Here is a 22,414-nt window from a genome sequence, read left to right as displayed (position 1 = left end):
TCAGGAGCTGAGAACCGCCGGCCCGAACCAATGGCACAGCAAGAGAGCCACTTCCACGTCGAGACGGTCCTCGGTGATCGGGCGCCCACGGCGCTCCGTGGCGCGCTGCACTCGGTATTTCACGGTGTTGAAATGCAGGTGAAGCTCTCCAGCCGCAGCCTTGAAACTGGATCCCGCGCGGAGGAACACCCGCAGCGTCTCACGAAGCCGCTCCTCCCCCGCGCCCGCCGAGGCCAGCGGTCCGAGCACTTCGGCCACCCAGGCACGGGCCTCGCCCAGGTCGCCACCGGCGAGACCGGCCAACATCAGCCCCGGCTCGCCGGCGCTGACCGGGCGGCCGGAATGGGAATCCGCCGCGATCAGCACCGCGCGTGCAAGCTGTGCCTGTCGGTGCGAACGACGGAACCCCGCCACTCCCGGCAAGGGTCGACCCGCGGCGACGCGTAGTGGGGAATCCTCGGGTACCGGCACCAACGCGGTGTTCTCGGGGTACCCCGGGATCCAGGCCCAGGCGGTCAGGCGGTCCGCCGAGACAACCAGTGCGTCGTCGTGGGCGCCCACCGTGGTAGCGCACTGCTGCACGTAGCGTTCCATGGTGGCGAGTTCGTCCTGAACGCCGGACTCCGCACACCACAGCACGAGTGCCAGATGGGTCCGACGCAGCGGGTAGCGCAGCGCGGTCGAGGCCGCGTCGATGTCGATTTCCTCGTCGTTCTCCAGAACACTTCGAACACCCGCCGCCTGCACACGGTTTCGGCTCTGCTGCCAGCGGTCGTATTCATTCTGGTAGACGCTGAGCACCTGCTGCGTGATCCAGTCGATGTAGCGGAATGTCACCTCGAGGATCCCGTCGAAGACATCGAGCCGACGTTGCGCATCCAATCCGGAGGCCCGGAGTTCCTCGAGCAGGATCTTGAGCACCACCTGATGGCCGATCCGGTAGGCGCGCACCAACGCGTTGGCCGACACGTCACGCTGCGCGAGCCGCCGCGCATACTCCAGCGCGGCCGTCGGCGCCTCGACGTGCTCCACCGGTATGCCGTGGCGGATCGCCGAGAAAACGGTGTCGATGTTGGCGGCGACGTTGTCCCGCATCAACTGCACCAGTTGCACATCACCGCGCAGATCAGCGATTTCGTCGATCAGGACGCGCTGCGTGTGTGCCGTGACCTCGTCGACCTTGCCGTGTAGCCGGCCGATGACCTCGATGATCGACGCAGCGGCCGACCCGTCGTCGCTGTGCTGCTGCGTCATGATCCGGACCCTACTGCAGGAATTTGTCTCCAGAAGACAAACACCGTGCGACGGGTGGTGCCCTGAGGACATGGCCGCAGCTCCCGCAGCTCAGTAGCGTTTGTGCTCGGCGGTTCCGAAACGGCCGCAGCCGACACCGAGAATTCTGGAGCAGCCCATGACCCTCGCCGCACTCGACGACACGGAATCGGTATCGGCTGGACGGCACGCGCTGCCGGACCCAGGCGCGCCGGTACCCAAGCTGGCCCTGCCGACGGTGGCCCTCCTGGTGGTCGGCTGGGCGGCGTTCATGGCCTCGACCGTTGGCTATCTTCGGGGCTGGGTGCCGGCTGGGGTCACCATCCCGGTCAACGCAGCGGTGACGTTCGTGATGTTCACCGTCAGCCACGACGCCATCCACTACGCGGTCAGCAGCACGCGCTGGATCAACCGGTTCGTCGGGCGGGCGGCCTTCGTGCTGGTGGTGCCGATCATCTCCTTCCCGACGTACGCGTTCATCCATATCGAGCACCATCGGCACGCCAACGACGATGAGCTCGACCCGGATGCCTGGGCCTCCCATTCCCGATGGTGGCAGATCCCGTTGCGCTGGCCCTTCCCCGAACTGTCGTACGGCCGGTTTATCCTGCGCGCCTTGCGCAGCAGACCGAAAACCGAAGCTGCCGAGACGCTGGGGATGCTGATCGTCGGCTTGGCCGGGTTGGCGACCGTGATCGCTACCGGCCACTTCTGGACGCTGGCAGTCGTGTTCCTCGTCCCCCAACGCATCGGCCTGATCGTCCTGGTGTGGTGGTTCGACTGGCTGCCGCACCACGGGCTGGCAGACACCCAACGCAGCAACCGCTACGGCGCAACCCGCGCCCGGGTGGGCATGGAGTGGCTGTACACCCCGCTGATGCTGTCGCAGAACTACCACCTGGTGCATCACCTCCACCCGTCGGTGCCGTTCTACCGGTACCGCAAGACGTGGCACCGCAATGAGGCGGCCTATCTGGAGCGCGATGCCGCGATCAGCACGGTCTTCGGTCAGCACCTCAACGCAGGCGAGTACCGGGAATGGAAGCGGCTCAACCGGAGGCTGGGGCGGGTGGTGCCGGTCCATATGCCGCCACGCTCGAGCGCCCCGCACGCCGTGCTGCACCGCATTCCGGTTGCCTCGGTGGATCCGATCACCGAGGACAGCACCCTGGTGACCTTCGCCGTCCCTGAAGCGCTGCGTGCTGAGTTTCGATTCGAGCCGGGCCAGCACATCACCGTTCGCACCGACCTCGGCGGTGAAGGGGTCCGTCGCAACTACTCGATCTGCGCACCGGCCACGCGTGCCCAGCTGCGGATTGCGGTCAAACACATTCCCGGTGGCGCGTTCTCGGGCTTCGTCGCCACCCAGCTCAAAGCCGGTGACGTGTTGGAGCTGATGACGCCCACCGGGCGGTTCGGCACGGCGCTGGATCCGCTTGCACAACGGCACTATGTCGGTCTGGTGGCCGGCAGCGGCATCACACCGGTGCTGTCGATCCTGGAAACAGCGCTGCAGATCGAGACCGAGAGCCGCTTCACGCTGATCTACGGCAACCGGACCAAGGAGTCGACGATGTTTCGGCAGGATCTGGCCCGGCTGGAGTCGCGCTATGCCGATCGCCTGGAGATCAAACACGTGCTGTCCGACGAGCCGCTGCACACCCCGGAACTGCGCGGCCGGATCGACGCGGACAAGTTGCAGGGGTGGCTGACCACCAGCCTGCGCCCCGACACCGTTGACGAGTGGTTCATCTGCGGCCCCCTCGACATGAGCAGCGCCGCGCGTGCCACGCTGACCGCCCACGGTGTCGGCGAAGAACGCATCCACCTGGAGCTGTTCACCGGCTACCCCGCCGCCTCCGCCCCCAATCGCGATTATGCCGATGCGACAGTGACTTTCACGCTATCCGGACAGCAGGCGACGGTCGACCTCGCCGCCGGCGACTCCATCCTGGAAGCCGCTCTGCAGCTGCGCGGCGACGCACCCTACTCATGCATGGGCGGCGCCTGCGGCACCTGCCGGGCCAAGCTCACCCGCGGCACGGTGGAGATGGACCAGAACTTCGCGCTCGGCCCCGCCGAACTAGACGCCGGGTATGTGCTGACCTGTCAGGCACATCCGACCAGCCCGACCGTATCGGTGGACTACGACGCCTTCTTGACCGACGAGTAGTTCGGCTTGCCGAGGCCCAGCACATGCTGGGCGATCATGTTGCGGAACACCTCGAGCGAACCACCATAGATCCCGGCCAGCGGCGCAAACCGGTACAGGTACTCCGACTTGCCGTCGTCGACGGTGCCGTCGGTATCGATCGGCAACACCGACGCCGGCCCGGCCAAATCCATCAGATCGGGGCCGATGTCCCGCATGGTCTGTGCCTGCGCCACCCGCCCGAAGATGCTCGGGGTCGACAACGCCGCTTCCAGCCGTGCCGCGCTGCGGCCCAACCGATACGCCACCGCGCCGTCCTCGATCCGACGCCGGCCGCCGGCGTCGGGTCGGGTGGTGGCGGCCGCGACGGCGTCCAGGGCCGCGGACATGAAGCCGGCCTGATGCGCCATGATCGCGACATCGTCCAAGCCATCCGGGGTCGACGGCACCGCGCCGTGCTCGGCGTCCAGCGGACCGCGCAGCACCGCCCATCCCCCGTTGGCCTCGCCGAGCAGATACTTGTCATCAACCCGGACGTCGCTGTAGTAGACGATGTTGGTGCGGTCACCGTCGACCGTGCGGATGCCCTGGATCTCGATGCCCGGTAGATCCAGCGGCACCAGGAACATGCTCAGGCTCTTGTGCTTCGGCGCCTCCGGATCGGTGTTGGTGATCAGGAAGACGTACTGGCAGTTGTGCGCACCGGTGGTGAACATCTTGGCACCATTGATGATCCACTGGTTGCCGTCCCGAACCGCCCGGGTCTTGCACGTGGCGATGTCCGAGCCGCCCTCGGGTTCGGTGTAGCCCAGGCACATCCGGACGTGACCGCTGAACACCTGGGGCAGCACCTCTTCGACCAACTCCGGCTTGCCGGAGGCCTGCAGCGCGCGGGCCACCAGCGACGTGGTCCCCCAGGTCACCCACGGCACATGCGCGCGACGCTTCTCCAGCTGCCAGATGCGGCGGCGGACCCGGCTGAAGCCGCCCTCCTCCTCGGGTCGCCATTCCTGCTCCAGGTAGCCCGCGGCACCGATCGCGAGATGGACCCCCTCGTCGAAGTTGTCGCCGGTTTCGCGGTCGCGACGTCGTACTTCGTCGGTGACGTGGGTGGCCAAGAACTCCCGCACCTCGTCGCGAAATGCCCGATCTGCGTCGCTGAGTTCGACGGTACTGAAATCCATTGTGATGTCTCCTGTTACGCCGAAGCGGCTTCTCGGTCGGCGACAATCTGCGCCACCTGCTTGGCGGCCGCACCGGGATCGCCACCGGAGAGCGCCCATCCTCGCGCGCGCACCAGATACGCGGTGGCGGCCGCCTCGACCGACACCCCGAGACCGCCCTGGATGTGGACCGCCATCGTGGCGGCCTTCGGCGCCTCCTCGGCCATGAAGACGAAGGCGCAGCCGGGTAGCTCGCGGCGTTCGTCGGGCTCGTTGTCCAGGAACCAGGCCGCGCGCCGCGCCAGGTTGCGGCCGCCCTGCACCGTGATGGCCATGTTGGCCAGCGGATGCGAGATCGCCTGCAACGTCGAGATCGGCACGCCGAGGGTGTAGCGGTTCTTCGCGAACTCGACCGCGATGTCCATCGCCTGCTCCACCAGGCCGGCCAGTGCAGCGGCGGTGAGCACCCGCCATTCATCCAGCGCCCGTTGGTATTCGGCCACCGCGACGGAACCCGAGCCGAGCACCGTACGCCGCTCGGCCGCGGCCGGATCGACCCAGGCCATCGGCAGCCGGCCGAGGTTGTCGACCCGGTCGGGCCGGGCGTCGAAATCGAGCAACACGACCTCGTCGCCGTCGCGCACGAGGATCCGGTCGGCCACCGCGCCGGCGGCGATCAGGCGGCGCCCCGGGGCGTCCGAACCCTGCGCGTCGAAGCCCAGCAACTGGGTGCCCGCGACGGCGTCGCCGATGTCGTCGGCACCCCCGCCGAGGCGTTCCCACAGGCGGGCCGCGCACACGTGATCGATCCAGGGCACCGGCGCCACCGACCGGCCCAGTTCCTCGGCCACCAGGCTGAGGTCCACCAACGTGGCACCGTCGCCGCCGACGGATTCACCGAGCGCCATGGTGGTCGCGCCCATCGCGCACATCCGTTCCCAGAGGCTCTTGTCGAATCCGGTTTCCTCTGCGGCCCGGACGACTTCGATCGTGCTGTGGGTTTCGAAGAACTGCCGATAGGCCGCCTGCAGGTCCTTGTGGTCCTCGCTCAGGCTGTAATCCAGCCGGCGCAACTCGTAGCGATCCATGCGATTACTGCTCCTGGCTCTCGAAGAAGAACTGCTCGGCGTTGTTGAAGAGGTAGTTGTCCAGCACCTCGGGCGGCAGGTCGAGCGCCCTGGCCTCGGGGACGACGCGGTGTTGGCGCAGCACCGGCCAGTCGGAGGCGAAGATGACCTTGCCGCTGCCCCGGGTCCGCATGTAGTGCAGCAGCGATTCGGGCAGCCGCTTGGGCGACCAGGCCGAGGTCATCAGCCGCAGGTTCTCGTACTTGATCAGCATTCGAATCGCGATGTCCCACCAAGGATCCGCACCGTGGATCATGCACAGCTTCAGCTCCGGGAACCGCACACACACCCGATCCAGATGGATCGGGTTCTGCACCTCGCCGGGGATCGGCGGTCCGGGCAGTCCGGTGTTGACGCACAGCGGCAGCCCGATCTCGGCACACTTGGCATACAGCGGGTAGTACACCGCGTCGCTGGGCGGATACATCCCGTCGCCCCAGAAACTGGGCCCGACAACCGCATACGCGACGGGCAGATCGGCGGCCACCGCGCTCAGTTCACGCAGCGAGGCCACCGGGCGCAGCAGATTCACCCCGCCCATCGCCAGGGCGAACCGGTCCGGCCTGGCCTCGACGAACTTGCGGGCGGTCACCGACGGCTTGGTCAGGTTGTCCATCAGGATCGCCTTGACCACACCGTGGGCGTCCATCTCGTCGATCAGCTCGGCGAGGTCGACCGGGTCGAACATGGACTTGGGGCCCTTGAAGTAGTCGTCGCGAACCTTGGTCATGAACTTCGGTTGCACCTCGGTTTCCCCGAAGTGCACGTTGACCAGACAGTCGATGGCCCGGCCCACGGGCTCACTCTGCGTCATCTCATCCCTCGCCTTGTAGAGCCGGTACCGATTGCAGCGCCTGTTCTTTGGCCCATCGATAGTCGGCCTTGCCGTTGCCCAGCCGCCGCACCTGATCGACGAACCGGAACTCCTTGGGCACCTTGAACCGGGCCAGTGCCGCCGCACAGCAGTCGCGTAGCGCGTCCGTTCCGGTGTCCGCACCGTCGCGCAATGCCACCAGGGCGACCACCTCCTCACCCCAGCGTTCGCTGGGCCGCCCGATGACCAGCGCGTCGGCGACGTCGCCGTGCGCGCGAAGGATCTCCTCGACCTCCTCGACGAACACCTTCTCGCCGCCGGTGTTGACCACCAACGAGTCGCGACCGTAGAGCCGCAGCGTGCCGTCGGGTTCGATCGCCGCGCGGTCTCCGGATATCACCACCCGGGTGCCGTCGACCTCCGGGAAGGTCTTCGCGGTCGCATCCGCATCGTCGAAGTAGCCCAACGGAATCCGACCGGTGCGCGCGACCCAGCCGATCTGCGGGTCGCCGGGTTCGAGGAACCTCTGGTAATCCTCCGAAAGCACCAGTCCGCCGTCGCGGAAGGTGAAGGTCTCGGTGTGGTTGCCGCGTTGATTGTGGCCGAAGCCCATGTTTCCGGTCTCCGAGGACCCGTAGCCGTTGATCAGCGTGACGTTCGACAGATGTTCGAGCAGGCCCTGCTGGTTCTTCAGATTGGTGCCGGCCCCGCCGGTGCCGATCGCGAACAGCGATCCGAGATCGTAGCTACGCCGGTCCAGTTCGGCGACGATCGGTCCGGCGTACGCGTCGCCGACCATGGTCATCAACCCGACCCTTTCCCGCTCGGCGGTCTCGAGTACGGCGCGCGGGTCGAACTTCTTCGAGGTGTCGTGCAGCACCACGGTCTGCCCGCTGAGTACCGCCGAGAACGCGGTCCACAGCCCGGCGGCGTGCATCAGTGGCGAGACCGCGAACCACGGCGCACCCAGATGCTGGACCTTGTCCTGGATTTCACTGACCGCGTCATGATCGGCACCGTTCATGGAGGCGACGTACATGTCGCCCTGGCGCCACAACACCCCCTTGGGCCGGCCCGTCGTGCCGCCCGTGCACACCATGATCAGATCGTCCGGGGATCCCGTGATGACGGCGGCGGCGCGGCCCGCGGCCAGCGCCTCGTCGAGCGTGACCGCACCGGGCAACTCGGCGGCGGCACTGCCGTCGTCCACCGAGATCATCAACTCGGCTGCGCCAGGAAGAATCTCGGCGAACTTAGCGCCGAGCGAACGGTGGTAGATGACACCGCGTGGGGTGAGGTACGCGAAGAGTTCGGCGACCTCGCGCGGGGTGTAATTGTAATTGACATTGACCGGTACCACCCGCGCCTTCAAGCAGGCCAGCACCATGTCCGGGTACAGGTCGTTGTACATGAGCAGGGCCACCCGGTCTTGCCCGCACTCCCAGTTGGACAGCTCGTCGCGCTCGCGGTGTGTGCCGAAACCCTGGTCGGCCAGGAAGCTGGCCAGCCTGCGGGTGCGTTCGGCGGTTTCGGCGAATGTGCTGCGCCGCTGTCCGCAGACCGTCATGGTGCGCTCCGGCACCGCCTCGGCGATCGCATCGAGTACGGCACCCAGTGTCCATTGCGTCATGTTGGCGTGGTGGCTTCTGCGGTCAGGCCGACAGCGGCCTGTTGGTACTCAGCAGGGCAAGAGCGTTGTCGCGCATCACCATTCGGGTGTCCTCGGCGCTGAACTCCGGGAACTGTGGGATGTCGGCGGTGAACGACGTCGGATCCGCCAACCCTTCGCCGTGCGGCCAGTCCGAGCCGAACAGGACCTTGTCGACGCCGATCGTATCGGCCAACAACTTCACATCGTCCTCGTAGTACGGCGCAATCCAGACGTGGTTGCGCAACTGCTCCACCGGATCTTCCTTGTAGTGGTACGGCGCGTTGTTGGCAGATTTCTTGAGTCGCTTGATCAACCGGTAGACGAAGTACGAACCGTTCTCGATGCTCACCACCTTGAGCTTGGGATGCCGGGTGAACACCTGGTGCACGATCATCGACGCGATGGTGTCGTGGATGGGGCGATCGTCCATGATCACCATGTCGAGCGGATCACGCTTGCCGAACCCCTTGAACACGCCGCTGCCACCCCACAGCGCGGGGATCGCCATGTATCCGGAGTCCGACAGGTGGAAGACGACCGGGACGCCGGCTTCGGCCAGCCGCGCCCACACCGGGTCGTGCGCCGGGTCGCCGAGCGACCGTGGCCTGGCCACGCCGGGCACCGGAGCCGGTCGCACGCAGACGATCTTGGCGCCGCGGCTCAGTACGAACTCGACCTCCTCGACGGCCTTGGCCGGGTCCGCCAGGGAGATGATCGGCGCCGACAGGATCCGGTGATCGGGACGATCGAAACCCCAGTCCTCGTCCAGCCACAGGTTGAAGGCATGCACCGAGGCCATCGTCGCGTCAATGTCGTGCTTGAGCCCCTCTTCCACGCCGCACGCGAAAGTTGGCAGCATGAACACGGTTTCGAGGTTCTGCTGATCCAGGATCTTCACCCGCGCATCCCGGTTCTGGTATTCGGGGTGATCGGCGAGGCGGTCCACCTTCATCAGCGACGCGGGGTCCACGCCCTCGGGAATCTCACCGCGGAACAGCAGATCCAGGCAGCCCGGTTCAATGATCGGATCGAAGGTGGGGTTCGGAATGAAGTGATTGACCACGCCACCGAAGACCGCCAACGTGCGCTTGCCGTCTTGCACCATCTGCACTCCGCGGCTGCGGAACTCCTTGGGCAGGTGGCGAGTAAAGGCGTCGACGGTTTCGTAGTAATGGTTGTCGACGTCGATCGCCGCGTAATCGAGCTTGGCGGGCTTGGGTTGCTCCAGTGTGGTCATCTCGGGATGTCCTCTCAGTCCTTCTCAATCCTTGGTGCTTTGCGCGCTCAGCGGCGGAAAATTGGGAGATCGCTTCTCGAAGAATGCGGTGATGCCCTCCAGGAAGTCGGGCCGCGTCATCGATTCGTGCATGAGCTTCTCGGCCTTGTCGCTGGTTTCGACCATCGGCAGCCCCGCATCGGCATACAGCTGCCGCTTCATGACCGCAATCGAGCTGGGTGCGCAGTTGGCGGCGATGTCCTCGGCGTAGGCCAACGCCCGCTCCATGAGCTGCTCGGCGGCGACCACTTCCTTGACCAGACCCAGGTCGGCGGCCTCCTCGGCGAGGAAGGTGCGGCCGCTGATCAACAGATCGACCGCCGTTCCCCAACCGACCAACCGCGGCAGGATCCAGGAGATGCCGTACTCGGCGATCAGTCCACGACGCGCGAACGACGTCGTGAACTTGGCGCCCGCGGCGGCGAACCGCACATCGGCCATCAGCGCCTGCGACAGTCCCATCCCGGCGACCGCCCCGTTGATCGCGGCGATGACGGGCTTCGACACCTGCGTCAGAAAGTACGGATGCTTGCCCGCCACCAATGCGCTGACGTCGGTCTTGCTGGCGGAGTCGACGGTGGTCGCGGAGATGGTGTCCAACCCGCCCATGTCCGCGCCGGCGCAGAACGCGCGGCCCGTCCCCGTCATCACGATGACCCGCACCCGGGGATCGGCCTCGGCCCGCTCGATATAGGAGTAGAAGCCGGCGGCCAACGCGCCGCCCCAGGCGTTCATCCGCTCGGGCCGGTTGAAAGTCAGCACGGCCACGCCGGAGTCGCGCACCTCGTACAAGACGGCGGGCGGGGATGCCGGTTCGGCTGTCGATTGCTCGAGCGCTTCGCTAGCAGAAACGCCATCGGCGACGCTCATCGAGAGGGGCCTCCTCGATCATCGGGGCAGGAACCGGCGGTTGTGTAGCTCTTACTGTATACCTATCGGTAGCGCGTTCCGCAACCGCTCCGGCGGCACGCGGGGGCATTGCTGGATTTGCAGTTCAGCCTAGGCTTTTCGGCCAAATCAAGGGACCGGTTTCCGCCTCGATAAGGCGCTTTTCGCACGCCGCGAACGACCGCCTTGGCGCGGGCACCGGTTTCGCGCGCTGCCGGCGCGAGGCGGCGCATCATAAATTAGTTCCGGCGGAAAGTGGGGGCTCCCCCGACCGATCTATTTAGGGTAGGCATACCTCTTGTGTCTCAGGTAACGCTCAGCTAACGTTCACGCGAGTCACAGGCTTGTTCAGCCGCGAACCCTTCAGGAGAACCCGTGCAACAACCCGTTCGTGCCGACATGGAATGCGAATACGAGTCGCCGACACCGTCGACGTCTCGCCGCACCAAGGCCCTGGTCGCCGGCGTCGCGGCGGTGAGCGCCAGCGCGCTGGCGCTCACCCCGGTGATGGTCACGCCTACCCTGTCGGACGAGGTTCGCGTCACCTCGACCACCGCCGTCGGCCTCTCCGCCTTCGACAACCCGCTCGAGGTGTGGCAGGGAGTGTTCACCGGCCCCGCCGGGCTGGCCTTCCAGTTGGAGACGCTGGCCGACCGGAGTTCGGCGAGCTGGACCGCGCTGGCGGACGCGCTGGGCGACCCGGAGGTCCAGGCCAGGTTCACCAGTTTCCTGCGCACCAACCTGCAGAACCCGATGACCATCCCGACGGCCCTGGCGGCCGCCCCGGCGAAGTACGGCCCCACCCTCAGCGCGGCCTCGCAGGGCTCGTTCGAAGCCGCGGCCGACGCCATCACCGGCCTGTTCACCGAGCGCCACGCGCGCAACGACCGGGGCGTCCTGCTCTACGTCGGCGCAGACGGGGAGCCCACCACCACCGTCACGGACACCCCGCTCATGGCGCCGCCGCTGCTGCAGGAGACGGCACGCCTGCTGGCGGCCGGCAACTTCACCGATGCGTTCTCCGAGGTCAACCTGTGGCTCCTGATGGACGTCCTGTCGGATCAGCGGGCTGGATTCCTTGACGCCGTGCGGGTCCCCGGCGATTTCCTGGAGGACATCGGCGCCGAGACGCTGGCCCGCATCCTCGGTACGTCCTGGATGGACCCGGTGAACCCGGATGGTTCGATCCGCACCGGCTGGGGCGACTTCGGCCTGCTGTCCCGCGCACGAGTGGGCAACCTCGCCCGCGCAGTCCTGGCACCGCCGGTCACCGCAATGTTCCAGACCGTGGAGATTCTCGATGCCGCCGCAACCGCATTGCAGGCCAACGACTTCGAGACACTGGCCAGCCATCTGATCAACGCCCCGGCGAGAATCACCAACGCGTTCTTCAATGGCTACGCCTCCGACCTGGAAGACGCCGATGCCTACTTCCCCGGTCTCTTCTCGGATCGCAGCACCTTCAACTTCGTCCTTTCCGAGATCCCCCGCGACATCGCCAACGTTCTGAAGAAGGTCAAGCCGGTACCTGTTGACCCGGACGCCGACGACGACGCCGCACTGTTGAGCCAGTTGGCATCGGACGGGCCCGGCAACAACCCGCTCGGCCGCAAGGCCGTCGTAGTCGAGGTCGACACCGCGACGCCCGTCAAGGACGCGCAGACCCCGGTTGCCGAGCCGGTGACCGGCGAGACTCCCGCCGTCGAGCCGATCCTCGACGAGGACACCGCGGGCGAAGACACCGCGGGCGAGGGCACCACGCCGTCGGCCGACGCCAAGGCCCTGACGGCCAAGGATCGCCTCAAGCAGGTGCGGGAGCAGGTTCGGGAGCAGGCCGCCGAGCAGCGCAAGGAGCGGGCCGAGAAGGCTCGCGAGACCGTCGACCGGGTGCGCTCCAATATCCGCAAGGGCCTCGGGATCGACAAGGCCAAGCAGAGTGCTACCGACAAGGATGCCGGCGGCTCCGATGCCGAGCCCAAGTCCAAGGACAACGGCGGCTCCGATTCCGACGACTAGCTGATCGACAGCACCAGCGCCGCGTCACCGCACAGGTGGCGCGGCGCTGTGTCGTTTGCGGGGGCTTCCCGGAGGCGCGGCAATCGCCGCGCGTTCAAGCCGCGCTCGTGGCGGTGAGTACCTCAAACCGACTGCACCTCAGGTGAAGTCGGTGCCGCCGTCGACGTTGATGTTGGCCCCGGTCATGTAGGAGTTGCGCCGCGAGGCCAAGAACGCCACCACCGGCCCGATCTCCTCGGGCAGACCCGTGCGCGGCAGGTGGGCCGGATGGCCGAAATGCTCGGTGATCGCCGCCATCAGTTGATACGGGTCGTCGCCGTCGACGCCGACCGTCTTGGCCCAGCCGCGCAACCCTTCGGAGGCCACGCTGCCGGGCGAGATCACGTTCACCAGAATCTCATCGGGCGCCAGCGACAGCGACAGGTTCTTGGAGACACTGGTCACCATCGACTTCGCCGCCGTGTAGGCCACCAGCGATTCGCCCTGCCGCTTGGTCGAACTCGCCGAGAAGCTCACGATCCGGGCCCAGTCGGCGGCGCGCAGCAGCGGCAGTGCGGCGCGCACGCACCGCACCATCGACATGGCGCCGACGTCGATGGCCTGCTGCCACTGATCGTCGGCCAGGTCCGCGAAGCCGCCGCGCACACTCGGGCCCACCGCGTTGACGAGGATGTTCAACTCGCCGTCCCAGCGCCGCGACACCTCGGCGAAGGCCGCCTCGATCTGCGCGGCGTCGGTGACGTCGGCAACCAGCCCGACCGGATCGGGGCTGCCCCGGCGGGCCAGGTCGTCGATCACGTCATCGAGTTGCGATCGCGATCGCGCGACGATGGCCACCCGGGCGCCGTCGTCGGCCAGACACTGGGCAGCCGCGCGCCCCATCCCCCGACTGCCTCCGACCACGACAGACTTGGCATCTTGGAGACCGAGATCCATCTGGAAAAGGTTACTATATTTGTTACGGTAGGCAGGTCAGGAGATGCGCGTCGCTGATCCGCAAACCCTGTGGTGCACGTCTCACGCGGGTCTCGGCAAGCGCCCACGCGGGACGGCACCCAGTACAGTCGACGGGACGGCCGCCCCGCCGACACGCGACCGAAGTCGCATTTCACGCCGCGGCCGTCGGTAAATTTGAACAAACCAACCCCGGGCCGGGGATCCGCTAAGGCGGAATCGATCTCGATGGAGGTGCCCGTCGTGGCAAAGCAGGCGACCGCGGACAAGCGGCCACGGCGCGAGCGCGGCTCCATCAACCCCGACGACATCATCAAGGGCGCCTTCGAACTCGCCGAACAGGTCGGCATCGACAACCTGAGCATGCCGCTGCTGGGCAAGCATTTGGGCGTCGGCGTGACGAGCATCTACTGGTACTTCCGCAAGAAGGACGAACTGCTCAACGCGATGACCGACCGGGCGTTGCGCCAGTACGTCTTCGCCACGCCCTATGTCGAGGCCAAGGACTGGCGCGAGACTCTGCGCAATCACGCCTGGACCATGCGGAAGACGTTTCTGGGCAACCCGATCCTGTGTGATCTGATCCTGATCCGCTCGGCGCTGAGCCCGCGGGCCGCCCAACTCGGCGTGCTCGAAGTCGAGAAGGCCATCGCCAGCCTGGTGGAGGCCGGCTTGTCCCCCGAGGATGCCTTCGACACCTACTCCGCGATGTCGGTGCACGTGCGCGGCTCGGTGGTGCTGCGCCGGCTGCATGAGAAGACGGCCGCCGCCGACGACGGTGGGGTCTCCTTGGAAGACAGCATGGTGGTGGACCCGGAGAACACGCCGCTGCTGGCCCAGGTCAGCGACGCCGGCCACCACATCATCGCCGCCGACGACACCAACTTCGAATACACGCTGAACTGCATCCTCGATCACGCCGAACGCAAAATCACCACCGGCGGTGCCGCCAAGTCCCCGAAGCGCTCCGAGAAGTCCGGCTCCCCCCGCACCGGCAAAACCGCGACCTGAGTCCGGCTACTCCGGCTCGGGCACGTGAAAATGCTCGTCGCGCAGCCGGAAGGCCTCCTTGGTCCCGTGCTGGGCGCGGGTCTTCACGAAGTTGAACTCGCCGGGCGCAAACTGCAGATTCGTTCCATAGGCGTGGAACAGGTAGCTGGCCACCTCTTCCCCCTGATACGCCTGGCTCTGCTCGACGAGCCGGAAGGCCTCCTTGGCGATGACCACACCGTCCGCGGGCATCTTCGCCGTCTTCTGCGCCCAATACCGGGCGCGCGCGGCAACCGATTCCGGCGCGCAGGTCTCGGTGAAGACCCCCAGGTGCTCGACCTCGCCGGCCTCGACGATGTCGCCGGTGAGCAGCATGCGGCGGGCCAGCACCGGGCCGAGCCGGTGGAAGAACAGGTGCAGGCTGCCCAGCGCCGGACCCAGAAACCGGGTGGCGGGCATCCCGATCCGGGTGTCGCGGGCGATCACCGAGATGTCCATCATCAACGCCATCTCGAAGCCGCCGCCCAAGGCGTAGCCGTTGATCTCGCCGACGGTCACCTTCGGGAAACCCATCAGATTGTGGTAGAAGCCAAACGACTTGCGGTCCACGGTAAGTCGGCGCCGCTGGCTGGGCCGCGACTTCGCGGGCGCGGCACCCTCGTCACGCTTTTCGCCGTACCAGCCGTAGGCGTTGTTCATGTCGGCCCCGGTGCTGAAGACGCCCTCGGCGCCGCGCAGCAGCACCACCGTCAGATCGTCGTCTTCGGCGACGATGTCGAGGTAGCGCGCCAGGCTGTCCCGCATGCTCGCGTCATAGGAGTTGCGCTGCGCGGGATTGTTCAGCGTGATGGTGGCGATGCGGTTGTCGGAATCCACCTCGAAAAGCACCCGGTCATCTGCGGTCGTCATGTTCGGAACGTCCTTTCAGTTCGGCCCTGCTCAGGCGGACGCACCGCGGAATGCCATGGTCGACGCCGGGCCGGCACGCCCGTCGTCCCCACCCGCATGTTTCGTCGGCGACCTATCCTTGCTAGCTTGTACGCATAGTAATCGTAGCGCCTACTGTAGGGGTATCCATATGGACCGGAAGCGGCGGGTGTACCGATGACCGGCACGGCGGACGGCGGCGTCGACGACGGCAGCGTCACCGCCACGCGCGACGGGGCGATCCTGCGGATCACCCTCGACCGCCCGAGCCGACGTAATTCGTTGAGCCGCACCATGATTGCGGATCTGGTGCGGATCCTCACCGAGGCCGCCACCGACGATGCGCTGCGGGCCATCGGAATCAGGGGAGCCGGCACGGACTTCTGCACCGGCGCCGACTGGGTCGCCACCAACACCTCGGGGCAGCGTCCCCGCACCGGAGATCTGGTGCGGCGCATCCCGCACGGCGCGCACCGGGTGATCGAACTGATCACCGGACTGCACCTGCCGGTGGTGTGCACCGTTCGCGGCTACGCGGTGGGACTCGGCTGCAATTTGGCGCTGGCCGCCGACTTCACCGTCGCCGATTCCGAAGCGACGCTGTGGGAGCCCTTCCTGGCCCGCGGCTTCACCCCGGACTCGGGCGCCAGTTGGCTGCTGCCCCGGCTGGCCGGGGTGGCGCGCGCCAGACGCATGCTGCTACTGGGCGAGCAGGTCAGCGGCGCGACCGCCGCCGACTGGGGTCTGATCGACAGCGCGGTCGCCGGCCCGGACCTGGACCACGTCGCCGACGACCTGCTGAACCGGCTCGCGGCCGGCCCCACCGTTGCCATCGGACTGGCCAAACAATCGCTGGCCTACGCCGCCCATGCGACGCTGCCGGATACCATGAACGCCGAGCTGGCCGGCCTCGAACTCGCCTGCCGCACCGCCGATTTCAAAGAGGGCCTGGCCGCTTTCCGGGACCGACGCACACCGGACTTCCAGGGCCGTTGAGCCGGCCCGGTCACCACTCGAAGGGATGACACATGCCGACACCAGGTGAATACGACACCATCAAATATGAGGTGGACGGCCACAAGGCCACCATCACCCTGAATCGCCCCGAGGCGCTCAACGCGCTCTCCCCGCACATGGTCAACGAACTGCGGTCGGCCTACGACGAGGCCGAGAACGACGACAACATCTGGCTGACCATCGTCACGGGCACCGGACGGGCGTTCTGCACCGGCGCCGACGTCAAGGAGATCCCCGAGGACGGCCGGGTCATCTACGAGCGCCCCTACCTGTCCACCTACGACCAGTGGGAGGCCCCGCAGGAGGGCACGCCGCCGTTCCGCCGGATGGCCAAGCCCGTGCTCGCGGCCATCAACGGGCTGTGCTGCGGCGCCGGCCTGGACTGGGTCACCACCGGCGACATCGTGATCGCCTCGGACCGGGCGAGCTTCTTCGACCCGCACGTCAGCATCGGTCTGGTGGCCGCCCGGGAGACGGTGCGGCTGGCGCGGACGCTGCCCCGCTCGGCCGCGCTGCGGATGGCGTTGATGGGCAAACACGAGCGGATGAGCCCGCAGCGCGCCTACGAACTCGGCATGATCACCGAGATCGTCGAGCACGATCGGCTGCTGGAACGCGCCCACGAGATCGCCGATGTCGTCAACTCGAATGCGCCGCTGGCGGTGCGCGGCACGCGACTGGCCATCCTCAAGACCCTCGACCTGCCGCTGCACGAGGGCGAGATCCTCGCCGAAACCTTCCGGGAACGCGTCGTGCGCACCGAGGATGCCCAGGAGGGCCCGCTGGCCTTCGTCGAGAAGCGCACCCCGAATTGGACCTGCCGATGAGCACGCAACCGTTTGAGACCCTGCTGCTGGAATTCGACCGGGCCGCCCGGGTCGCCACCATCACCCTGAACCGACCCGACCGGCTCAACACGTTCAATCGCACCATGTGCGAGGAGATGCAGGCCGTGTGGCGCATCGTCAAGAACGACGAAGCGACCAACGCGGTGGTGCTGCGCGCGGCCGGCACCCGCGCGTTCAGCGCCGGACTGGACATCAAGTCCGACTACGGGCAGCCCGACAACGTCTGGAGCCACGAGGATCCGGGCGAGTTGCTCAGCCCCAAATGGCAGAAGATGTGGAAGCCGGTCGTCTGTGCGGTGCAGGGCATGTGCACCGCCGGGGCGCTGTACTTCGTCAACGAGGCAGACGTCGTCATCTGCTCCGAGGACGCCACCTTCTTCGATTCCCATGTGACCGCCGGCCTGGTCTCGGCGATCGAGCCCATCGGCTTGATGCGCCGGGTCGGGCTCGCCGACACCCTGCGGATGGCCCTGATGGGCAACGACGAACGAGTCAGCGCACAGACCGCGTTCCAGATTCGGCTGGTGACCGAAGTCGTTCCCGCAGAGGATCTCTGGAGCCGCGCGCACGACATCGCGGCACAGATCGCGGCCAAACCGCCGTCCGCCACCCAGGGCACCGTCAAGGCCATCTGGGAGTCCCTGGACAAGCCCTACCGGGCGGCGCTGGACCAGGGTCTGATCTACACCCGCCTCGGGAACCCGCTGGGCAAGGCCGAACTCGCCGCGCAGGACCCCGACGTGCCCCAGGCCCCGACCCGGATCCGGTGATGACCCATCCGCTGAGCCGACGCATCCAGCACGTCCTGGCGCTGGACCCAGGCGCACGGGCCATCGAGTTCGACGGCCAGTGGCTGTCCTGGGGACAGCTGTCCGCGTTGTCCCGGCGGATCGCGGACCTCATCACCCGCGACGACGCCGCCGGCCCCACGCGGGTGGGAATCCTGCTGCGCAACCGGCCGGTCCACGTCGCCGCGCTGCTGGGCGTGCTCAGCGCCGGCGGCACCGTCGTCGTCGTCAACCCGGCCCGCGGCGACCAACGCACCCGCGCCGATCTGGCCGCCCTGCAGTTACCGGTGCTGATCGGCACCGCCGAGGACATCGCCACCCTCGGCGTCGACTCCCCCGCCACCACGGTGGTGACGGTCTCGGACCTGGACACCGCACCGCAGGTCGCACCGGCACGCATCGTCAACGCCGACGTCGGCCGTCCCGGCGTGGCGGTGTGGATGCTGACCAGCGGGACCACCGGGCCGCCCAAACGCGTCGACCTGACCTACGACATGCTGACGCACAGCGTGATCGGCAAGGACCCGGCCCACGCGCCCGCGCCGACCGAACTGCGGCGTGGGGTCGCGATCGTCAACTCGCCGCTGGTGCACGTCGGCGGGGTGTTTCGGGTGTTGCTGTGCATCGCCGAGGCCCGCCCGTTCGTGCTGCTGCCCAAGTTCGACCTGGAGCGGTGGGCCGCGGCGGTGCGCGAACACCGGCCGCGGGCCGCCTCGCTGGTGCCGGCCGCCCTGCGGATGGTGCTGCATTCGGAGCTGACCCGCGACGACCTGTCCAGCCTGCGCGCCGTCACCTCCGGCACCGCCCCACTGTCCGCCGAGGACGCCGACGCCTTCACCGACAAGTTCGGCGTCCCAGTGCTGACGTCCTACGCGGCAACCGAATTCGGTGGTGGCGTGGCAAGCTGGACGCTGGCCGATCATCGGAAGTACTGGCAGCACAAGCGCGGCAGCGTCGGCCGCGCGAATCCGGGAGCACAACTGCGGGTCGTCGCCGACGACGGCACCGCCCTGCCCGCCGATCAACCGGGCCTGCTGGAAGTCAAACCAGCACAGCTGGGGCCGGACGCGGACTGGATCCGCACCACCGACCTGGCCCGCATCGACGCCGACGGCTTCGTCTGGATCCTGGGGCGCTCCGATCAGGCCATCATCCGCGGCGGCTTCAAGATTCTGCCCGACGACGTCCGCGCCGCGCTGGAGACCCACCCGGCGGTGCGCGGCGCGGTCGTGATCGGCCGTCCCGACGCCCGGCTCGGTGAAATACCGGTGGGGCTGGTCGAATTGCGCGACAACGCGCACACCGACGCCGCCGAACTCGTCGAGTTTCTGGGATCCCGGCTGGCCCGCTACGAGATTCCCGACGTCCTCGACATCGTCCCGGCACTCCCGCGCACGCCGTCGGGCAAACCCGATCTGGGCGCGGTGCGCGAACATTTCGCCCGGGTTCGCGATGGCGGCTGACGGCCTGACCGTTGCGGGCGTGCTCGACCGCCAACACCGTCGAGGCGATCAACCGCTGCTGGTGTGCGATCACGAACGGCTCACGTACGCCGCCGCCGAACACCGTTCGGCCGAACTCGCCCGCGGGTTGCTGGCCCTGGGCGTCGGCAAGGGCACCCACGTCGGGCTGTGGTATCCCAACGGTGCCCAGTTCGTCGTCGCGACGCTGGCCGCCGCCCGGATCGGCGCGGTGGTGGTGCCGTTCTCCACCTTCCTCACCGCGACCGAACTGCGGGATCAACTGGTGCGCAGCGATGTGACGGTCCTGTTGGCCGCCACTGCTTACCGCAACCACGACTACCGGCAGCGGGTCGGCGCGGCCCTCGGTGTCGACGTGAACGAATTCGACGGGACCGCAGCGCTGTTCACCACCGCCGCACCAGTGTTGCGGCACATCCTGTTCGACACCGATGCGCTGGCGCGCCGCGGCGCGGCGACGGATCCCGCGCTGCTGGCGGCCACCGAAGCCGACGTGGCGGCCGCCGACGTCTTGGCGATCGTCTACACCTCGGGGTCCACCGGCCGGCCCAAGGGCGCGGTCCATACCCACGGCGCATTGCTGGAACATCAGGCCAATCTCAACGCGATCCGCGGCCTGACCGCATCCGACATCCTGTTCTCCAACTCGCCGTTCTGCTGGATCGGCGGGTTCGCGTTCAGCCTGCTGTCGACGTTCATCGCCGGCGCCACCCTGGTGTGTTCCAACGCCACCGACGCCGCAGTGACGCTGGACCTGCTGGAGGCCGAGAAACCCACCGTCGGCAACGGTTTCGCGGCGGGCATCGCCCACCTCTCCAGGCATCCGAGCTTCACCGAGCGGGATCTGTCGTCGTTGCGGCGCGGCAACCTCTACCCGCTGATGCCCGTCGATGTCCGCCCCGCCGACCCCGAACTCCGGCACAACATGCTGGGCATGACCGAGACCGGCAGCGTCGCGCTGATCGACCGCGACGACACCGACCAACCCGAGTCCCGCCGTGGCTCCTTCGGCCGGCTCGCGCCCGGATTCGAGGCCCAGGTGATCGACTCCGAATTGTGGCTGCGCGGGCCGTATCTGATGCAGCGCTACTACGGGCTGGCCCGCGAGGACTGCTTCGACGCCCACGGCTGGTTCCACACCGGGGACCTGGTGCGCGTCGATGCCGACGGATTCTTCTACTTCCTCGGCCGCGCCGGGTCGATGATCAAGACGGCCGGCGCCAACGTCGCCCCACCGGAGGTCGAGGCGGCGCTGACCCGGGTCCTCGCGGACCGCGGCGTTGCCGGAGTGCATGTTTTCGGCCTGCCGGATCCGGTGCGCGGTCAGATCGTCGCGGCGGTGATCGCACTCGAGGACCCGTCGGCATTCGATCCGGCGGCCACATCCGAGGCGCTGCGCGCGACGCTGTCGGCCTACAAAATTCCCAAGCGCTTTGCCGCCTGCCGACCCGCCGAGGTTCCGGTGCTGTCCAGCGGCAAGATCGACATCGCCGGGCTGGCAGGTCTTTTCGATGCCTGAGCCGGCGCGGACCATGGACTCGGTGCTGCGACACTGGTCGGCCGCCGCCCCCGAAAAGGCAGCCGTCGTCGACCCCGAGGCCCGGCTGAGCTATCGCGACCTGGACCTCAGCAGCGCCCGATTGGCGGCCGGTCTCATCACGGCCGGGGTGAGCAAAGGCACCCGAGTGGGGCTGCTGTTGCCCAACGGCGTCGCCTGGATTCAGCTCGCGTGCGCCCTGACCCGCATCGGGGCGGTGCTGGTCCCGCTGAGCACCCTGCTGCGACCGCGCGAACTGGCTGCTCAACTGCGTACCGCCGCGGTGCAGCACCTGATCACCACGGTGGAGTTCCGCGGGCGGCGCTACCTGGACGAACTGGGTACCCCGGACCGCTCCGAGTTGCCTGCCCTGCAGCGGATCTGGGACCACCGAGAGGCGTTCGAGCTGGACGCGCCGCGGTTACCGCCCGGGTTCGTCGAGGCGCTGAGCGCAACCGTTCGCCCCGCCGACCTGCTGACCGTCATCTTCACCTCCGGCAGCAGCGGAGCCCCGAAAGGGATCCAACACAGTCACGGCAACTCGTTCGATGCCGTGCGCTCCGGCTTGGCGGCGCGTTGCGTCCGCGCGGACACCCGGCTGTATCTGCCGATGCCGTTCTTCTGGGTCGGCGGTTTCAGCGGTGGTGTGATGACCGCGCTGGCCGCCGGTGCCACCCTGGTCACCGAGGCGATCCCCACCCCCGAGACGACGCTGCCGTTGCTGTCCCGGGAACGCGTCACGCTGTTCCGGGGCTGGCCCGATCAAGCCGAAGCGCTTGCACGCCAGGTCGACGCGGTGGGCGCGGACCTCTCCAGCCTGCAACCGGGCAGCCTGGAGGCGCTGCTCCCGCCGCCGCTGCGGGGTGCTCCCGGCGCGCGAGCGAAGCTGTTCGGCATGACCGAGTCGTTCGGCCCGTACTGCGGGTATCCGGCCGATACCGATATGCCGGCTGCGGCCTGGGGAAGCTGCGGAAAACCGTTCCCGGGGATGACCGTTCGCATCGCGGACCCCGAGACCGGCGCACCTGTGCCGACCGGGACCGTAGGCGTCATCGAACTACGCGGGCCCCATCTGATGCGCGGGATCTGCCGGCGCCCGGACCGGGAGGTGTTCACCGCCGACGGCTACTACCCGACCGGCGACCTCGGGCACCTCGACGCCGACGGCTTCCTGTTCTATCACGGTCGCTGCGACGACATGTTCAAGGTCAGCGGCGCCACGGTGTACCCGAGCGAGGTGGAGTCGGTGCTGCGCGCCCTGCCCGGCGTGCAGGGCGCGTTCGTGACGAATGTATCTGGGGCTCAGGGTGATCAGGTCGCCGCGTTGGTGGTCGGCGACCCCGCGACAGTGTCCGAAGCCGAGCTACGGGCGGGTGCGCGGGAGCGGTTGAGCGCGTTCAAGGTTCCGGCGCGGTGGCTGCTGACCGACGATGCCGATGCCGTGCCCCGCGGTGCCACCGGGAAGGTCGACGTCGCGCGGTTGCGCACGCTGTTCGGGCCGCCGCAGGGATAG

18 protein-coding genes are annotated in these 22,414 nt (G+C 67.7%); 9 read left to right on the top strand and 9 right to left on the bottom strand.

Going from position 1 to position 22,414, the window contains the following annotated elements; all coding sequences use genetic code 11:
* Complete coding sequence (locus tag RCP80_RS02725; RefSeq protein ID WP_308480887.1) at nucleotides 1–1,254, bottom strand: PucR family transcriptional regulator; 1,254 nt, start codon at nucleotides 1,252–1,254, stop codon at nucleotides 1–3.
* Between the two features lie 157 nt (nucleotides 1,255–1,411).
* Here RCP80_RS02725 and RCP80_RS02720 point away from each other — a divergent pair, with 157 nt between their 5' ends.
* Nucleotides 1,412–3,445, top strand: coding sequence for a fatty acid desaturase (locus RCP80_RS02720; protein ID WP_308480886.1), 2,034 nt, complete (start codon nucleotides 1,412–1,414; stop codon nucleotides 3,443–3,445).
* Here the strand turns inward: RCP80_RS02720 and RCP80_RS02715 are convergent.
* From RCP80_RS02715 to RCP80_RS02690, 6 genes are read right to left on the bottom strand one after another with little or no spacing between them, the layout of a single operon-like run.
* Nucleotides 3,418–4,608: an acyl-CoA dehydrogenase family protein gene (locus RCP80_RS02715; protein WP_308480885.1), complete on the bottom strand. Its 1,191-nt coding sequence runs from the start codon at nucleotides 4,606–4,608 to the stop codon at nucleotides 3,418–3,420. The genes RCP80_RS02720 and RCP80_RS02715 overlap by 28 nt on opposite strands.
* 14 nt (nucleotides 4,609–4,622) lie before the next feature.
* Nucleotides 4,623–5,675, bottom strand: coding sequence for an acyl-CoA dehydrogenase family protein (locus tag RCP80_RS02710; RefSeq protein ID WP_308480884.1), 1,053 nt, complete (start codon nucleotides 5,673–5,675; stop codon nucleotides 4,623–4,625).
* A 4-nt stretch (nucleotides 5,676–5,679) separates the two neighbouring features.
* A complete protein-coding gene (locus tag RCP80_RS02705; protein ID WP_308480883.1) occupies nucleotides 5,680–6,528 on the bottom strand; it encodes an amidohydrolase family protein in 849 nt (282 codons plus the stop codon).
* Between the two features lies 1 nt (nucleotide 6,529).
* Nucleotides 6,530–8,158 (bottom strand): acyl-CoA synthetase, encoded by a 1,629-nt coding sequence (locus RCP80_RS02700; protein ID WP_308480882.1) that lies wholly within the window; start codon nucleotides 8,156–8,158, stop codon nucleotides 6,530–6,532.
* A gap of 22 nt (nucleotides 8,159–8,180) precedes the next feature.
* Entirely contained in the window at nucleotides 8,181–9,416 is a 1,236-nt protein-coding gene (locus RCP80_RS02695) for an amidohydrolase family protein (protein ID WP_308480881.1), read from the bottom strand.
* A 24-nt stretch (nucleotides 9,417–9,440) separates the two neighbouring features.
* The gene (locus RCP80_RS02690; protein ID WP_308480880.1) at nucleotides 9,441–10,325 is read right to left on the bottom strand and encodes an enoyl-CoA hydratase; all 885 of its coding nucleotides are present in this window, start codon (nucleotides 10,323–10,325) and stop codon (nucleotides 9,441–9,443) included.
* Nucleotides 10,326–10,718: 393 nt separating this feature from the next.
* Here RCP80_RS02690 and RCP80_RS02685 point away from each other — a divergent pair, with 393 nt between their 5' ends.
* Nucleotides 10,719–12,359 carry a hypothetical protein gene (locus RCP80_RS02685; RefSeq protein ID WP_308480879.1) on the top strand — a complete coding sequence of 547 codons (1,641 nt, stop codon included), beginning with the start codon at nucleotides 10,719–10,721 and terminating at the stop codon, nucleotides 12,357–12,359.
* Between the two features lie 138 nt (nucleotides 12,360–12,497).
* Here the strand turns inward: RCP80_RS02685 and RCP80_RS02680 are convergent, their stop codons facing one another.
* Nucleotides 12,498–13,295 (bottom strand): SDR family NAD(P)-dependent oxidoreductase, encoded by a 798-nt coding sequence (locus RCP80_RS02680; protein WP_308480878.1) that lies wholly within the window; start codon nucleotides 13,293–13,295, stop codon nucleotides 12,498–12,500.
* A 246-nt stretch (nucleotides 13,296–13,541) separates the two neighbouring features.
* Here RCP80_RS02680 and RCP80_RS02675 point away from each other — a divergent pair, with 246 nt between their 5' ends.
* Nucleotides 13,542–14,324, top strand: a complete 783-nt coding sequence (locus RCP80_RS02675) for a TetR/AcrR family transcriptional regulator (protein ID WP_308480877.1) — start codon at nucleotides 13,542–13,544, stop codon at nucleotides 14,322–14,324.
* Nucleotides 14,325–14,330: 6 nt separating this feature from the next.
* On the opposite strand, the gene RCP80_RS02670 is transcribed toward RCP80_RS02675, so the two are convergent.
* Nucleotides 14,331–15,212 (bottom strand): enoyl-CoA hydratase/isomerase family protein, encoded by an 882-nt coding sequence (locus tag RCP80_RS02670; RefSeq protein ID WP_308480876.1) that lies wholly within the window; start codon nucleotides 15,210–15,212, stop codon nucleotides 14,331–14,333.
* Between the two features lie 195 nt (nucleotides 15,213–15,407).
* On the opposite strand from RCP80_RS02670, the gene RCP80_RS02665 reads away from it, so the two are divergent.
* From RCP80_RS02665 to RCP80_RS02640, 6 genes are read left to right on the top strand one after another with little or no spacing between them, the layout of a single operon-like run.
* Nucleotides 15,408–16,226 carry an enoyl-CoA hydratase/isomerase family protein gene (locus RCP80_RS02665; RefSeq protein WP_308480875.1) on the top strand — a complete coding sequence of 273 codons (819 nt, stop codon included), beginning with the start codon at nucleotides 15,408–15,410 and terminating at the stop codon, nucleotides 16,224–16,226.
* Nucleotides 16,227–16,258: 32 nt separating this feature from the next.
* Nucleotides 16,259–17,074 carry an enoyl-CoA hydratase/isomerase family protein gene (locus RCP80_RS02660; protein ID WP_308480874.1) on the top strand — a complete coding sequence of 272 codons (816 nt, stop codon included), beginning with the start codon at nucleotides 16,259–16,261 and terminating at the stop codon, nucleotides 17,072–17,074.
* Nucleotides 17,071–17,865 carry an enoyl-CoA hydratase/isomerase family protein gene (locus RCP80_RS02655; protein WP_308480873.1) on the top strand — a complete coding sequence of 265 codons (795 nt, stop codon included), beginning with the start codon at nucleotides 17,071–17,073 and terminating at the stop codon, nucleotides 17,863–17,865. Before RCP80_RS02660 ends, RCP80_RS02655 begins: the two co-directional genes overlap by 4 nt.
* Nucleotides 17,865–19,346, top strand: coding sequence for a class I adenylate-forming enzyme family protein (locus RCP80_RS02650; RefSeq protein WP_308480872.1), 1,482 nt, complete (start codon nucleotides 17,865–17,867; stop codon nucleotides 19,344–19,346). Before RCP80_RS02655 ends, RCP80_RS02650 begins: the two co-directional genes overlap by 1 nt.
* Nucleotides 19,336–20,883 (top strand): class I adenylate-forming enzyme family protein, encoded by a 1,548-nt coding sequence (locus RCP80_RS02645; RefSeq protein ID WP_308480871.1) that lies wholly within the window; start codon nucleotides 19,336–19,338, stop codon nucleotides 20,881–20,883. Before RCP80_RS02650 ends, RCP80_RS02645 begins: the two co-directional genes overlap by 11 nt.
* Nucleotides 20,876–22,414: a class I adenylate-forming enzyme family protein gene (locus tag RCP80_RS02640; RefSeq protein ID WP_308480870.1), complete on the top strand. Its 1,539-nt coding sequence runs from the start codon at nucleotides 20,876–20,878 to the stop codon at nucleotides 22,412–22,414. Before RCP80_RS02645 ends, RCP80_RS02640 begins: the two co-directional genes overlap by 8 nt.

The sequence above is a fragment of the Mycolicibacterium sp. MU0053 genome (assembly GCF_963378095.1).
In the GTDB taxonomy this organism is placed as follows: domain Bacteria; phylum Actinomycetota; class Actinomycetes; order Mycobacteriales; family Mycobacteriaceae; genus Mycobacterium; species Mycobacterium burgundiense.
This window is presented reverse-complemented; position numbering and strand designations above follow the sequence as displayed.

Coding starts and splice junctions, on each gene's coding strand:
- RCP80_RS02725 (WP_308480887.1), bottom strand. CDS start 1,254: ATGACGCAGCAGCACAGCGACGACGGGTCGGCCGCTGCGTCGATCATC.
- RCP80_RS02720 (WP_308480886.1), top strand. CDS start 1,412: ATGACCCTCGCCGCACTCGACGACACGGAATCGGTATCGGCTGGACGG.
- RCP80_RS02715 (WP_308480885.1), bottom strand. CDS start 4,608: ATGGATTTCAGTACCGTCGAACTCAGCGACGCAGATCGGGCATTTCGC.
- RCP80_RS02710 (WP_308480884.1), bottom strand. CDS start 5,675: ATGGATCGCTACGAGTTGCGCCGGCTGGATTACAGCCTGAGCGAGGAC.
- RCP80_RS02705 (WP_308480883.1), bottom strand. CDS start 6,528: ATGACGCAGAGTGAGCCCGTGGGCCGGGCCATCGACTGTCTGGTCAAC.
- RCP80_RS02700 (WP_308480882.1), bottom strand. CDS start 8,158: ATGACGCAATGGACACTGGGTGCCGTACTCGATGCGATCGCCGAGGCG.
- RCP80_RS02695 (WP_308480881.1), bottom strand. CDS start 9,416: ATGACCACACTGGAGCAACCCAAGCCCGCCAAGCTCGATTACGCGGCG.
- RCP80_RS02690 (WP_308480880.1), bottom strand. CDS start 10,325: ATGAGCGTCGCCGATGGCGTTTCTGCTAGCGAAGCGCTCGAGCAATCG.
- RCP80_RS02680 (WP_308480878.1), bottom strand. CDS start 13,295: ATGGATCTCGGTCTCCAAGATGCCAAGTCTGTCGTGGTCGGAGGCAGT.
- RCP80_RS02675 (WP_308480877.1), top strand. CDS start 13,542: ATGGAGGTGCCCGTCGTGGCAAAGCAGGCGACCGCGGACAAGCGGCCA.
- RCP80_RS02670 (WP_308480876.1), bottom strand. CDS start 15,212: ATGACGACCGCAGATGACCGGGTGCTTTTCGAGGTGGATTCCGACAAC.
- RCP80_RS02665 (WP_308480875.1), top strand. CDS start 15,408: ATGACCGGCACGGCGGACGGCGGCGTCGACGACGGCAGCGTCACCGCC.
- RCP80_RS02660 (WP_308480874.1), top strand. CDS start 16,259: ATGCCGACACCAGGTGAATACGACACCATCAAATATGAGGTGGACGGC.
- RCP80_RS02655 (WP_308480873.1), top strand. CDS start 17,071: ATGAGCACGCAACCGTTTGAGACCCTGCTGCTGGAATTCGACCGGGCC.
- RCP80_RS02650 (WP_308480872.1), top strand. CDS start 17,865: ATGACCCATCCGCTGAGCCGACGCATCCAGCACGTCCTGGCGCTGGAC.
- RCP80_RS02645 (WP_308480871.1), top strand. CDS start 19,336: ATGGCGGCTGACGGCCTGACCGTTGCGGGCGTGCTCGACCGCCAACAC.
- RCP80_RS02640 (WP_308480870.1), top strand. CDS start 20,876: ATGCCTGAGCCGGCGCGGACCATGGACTCGGTGCTGCGACACTGGTCG.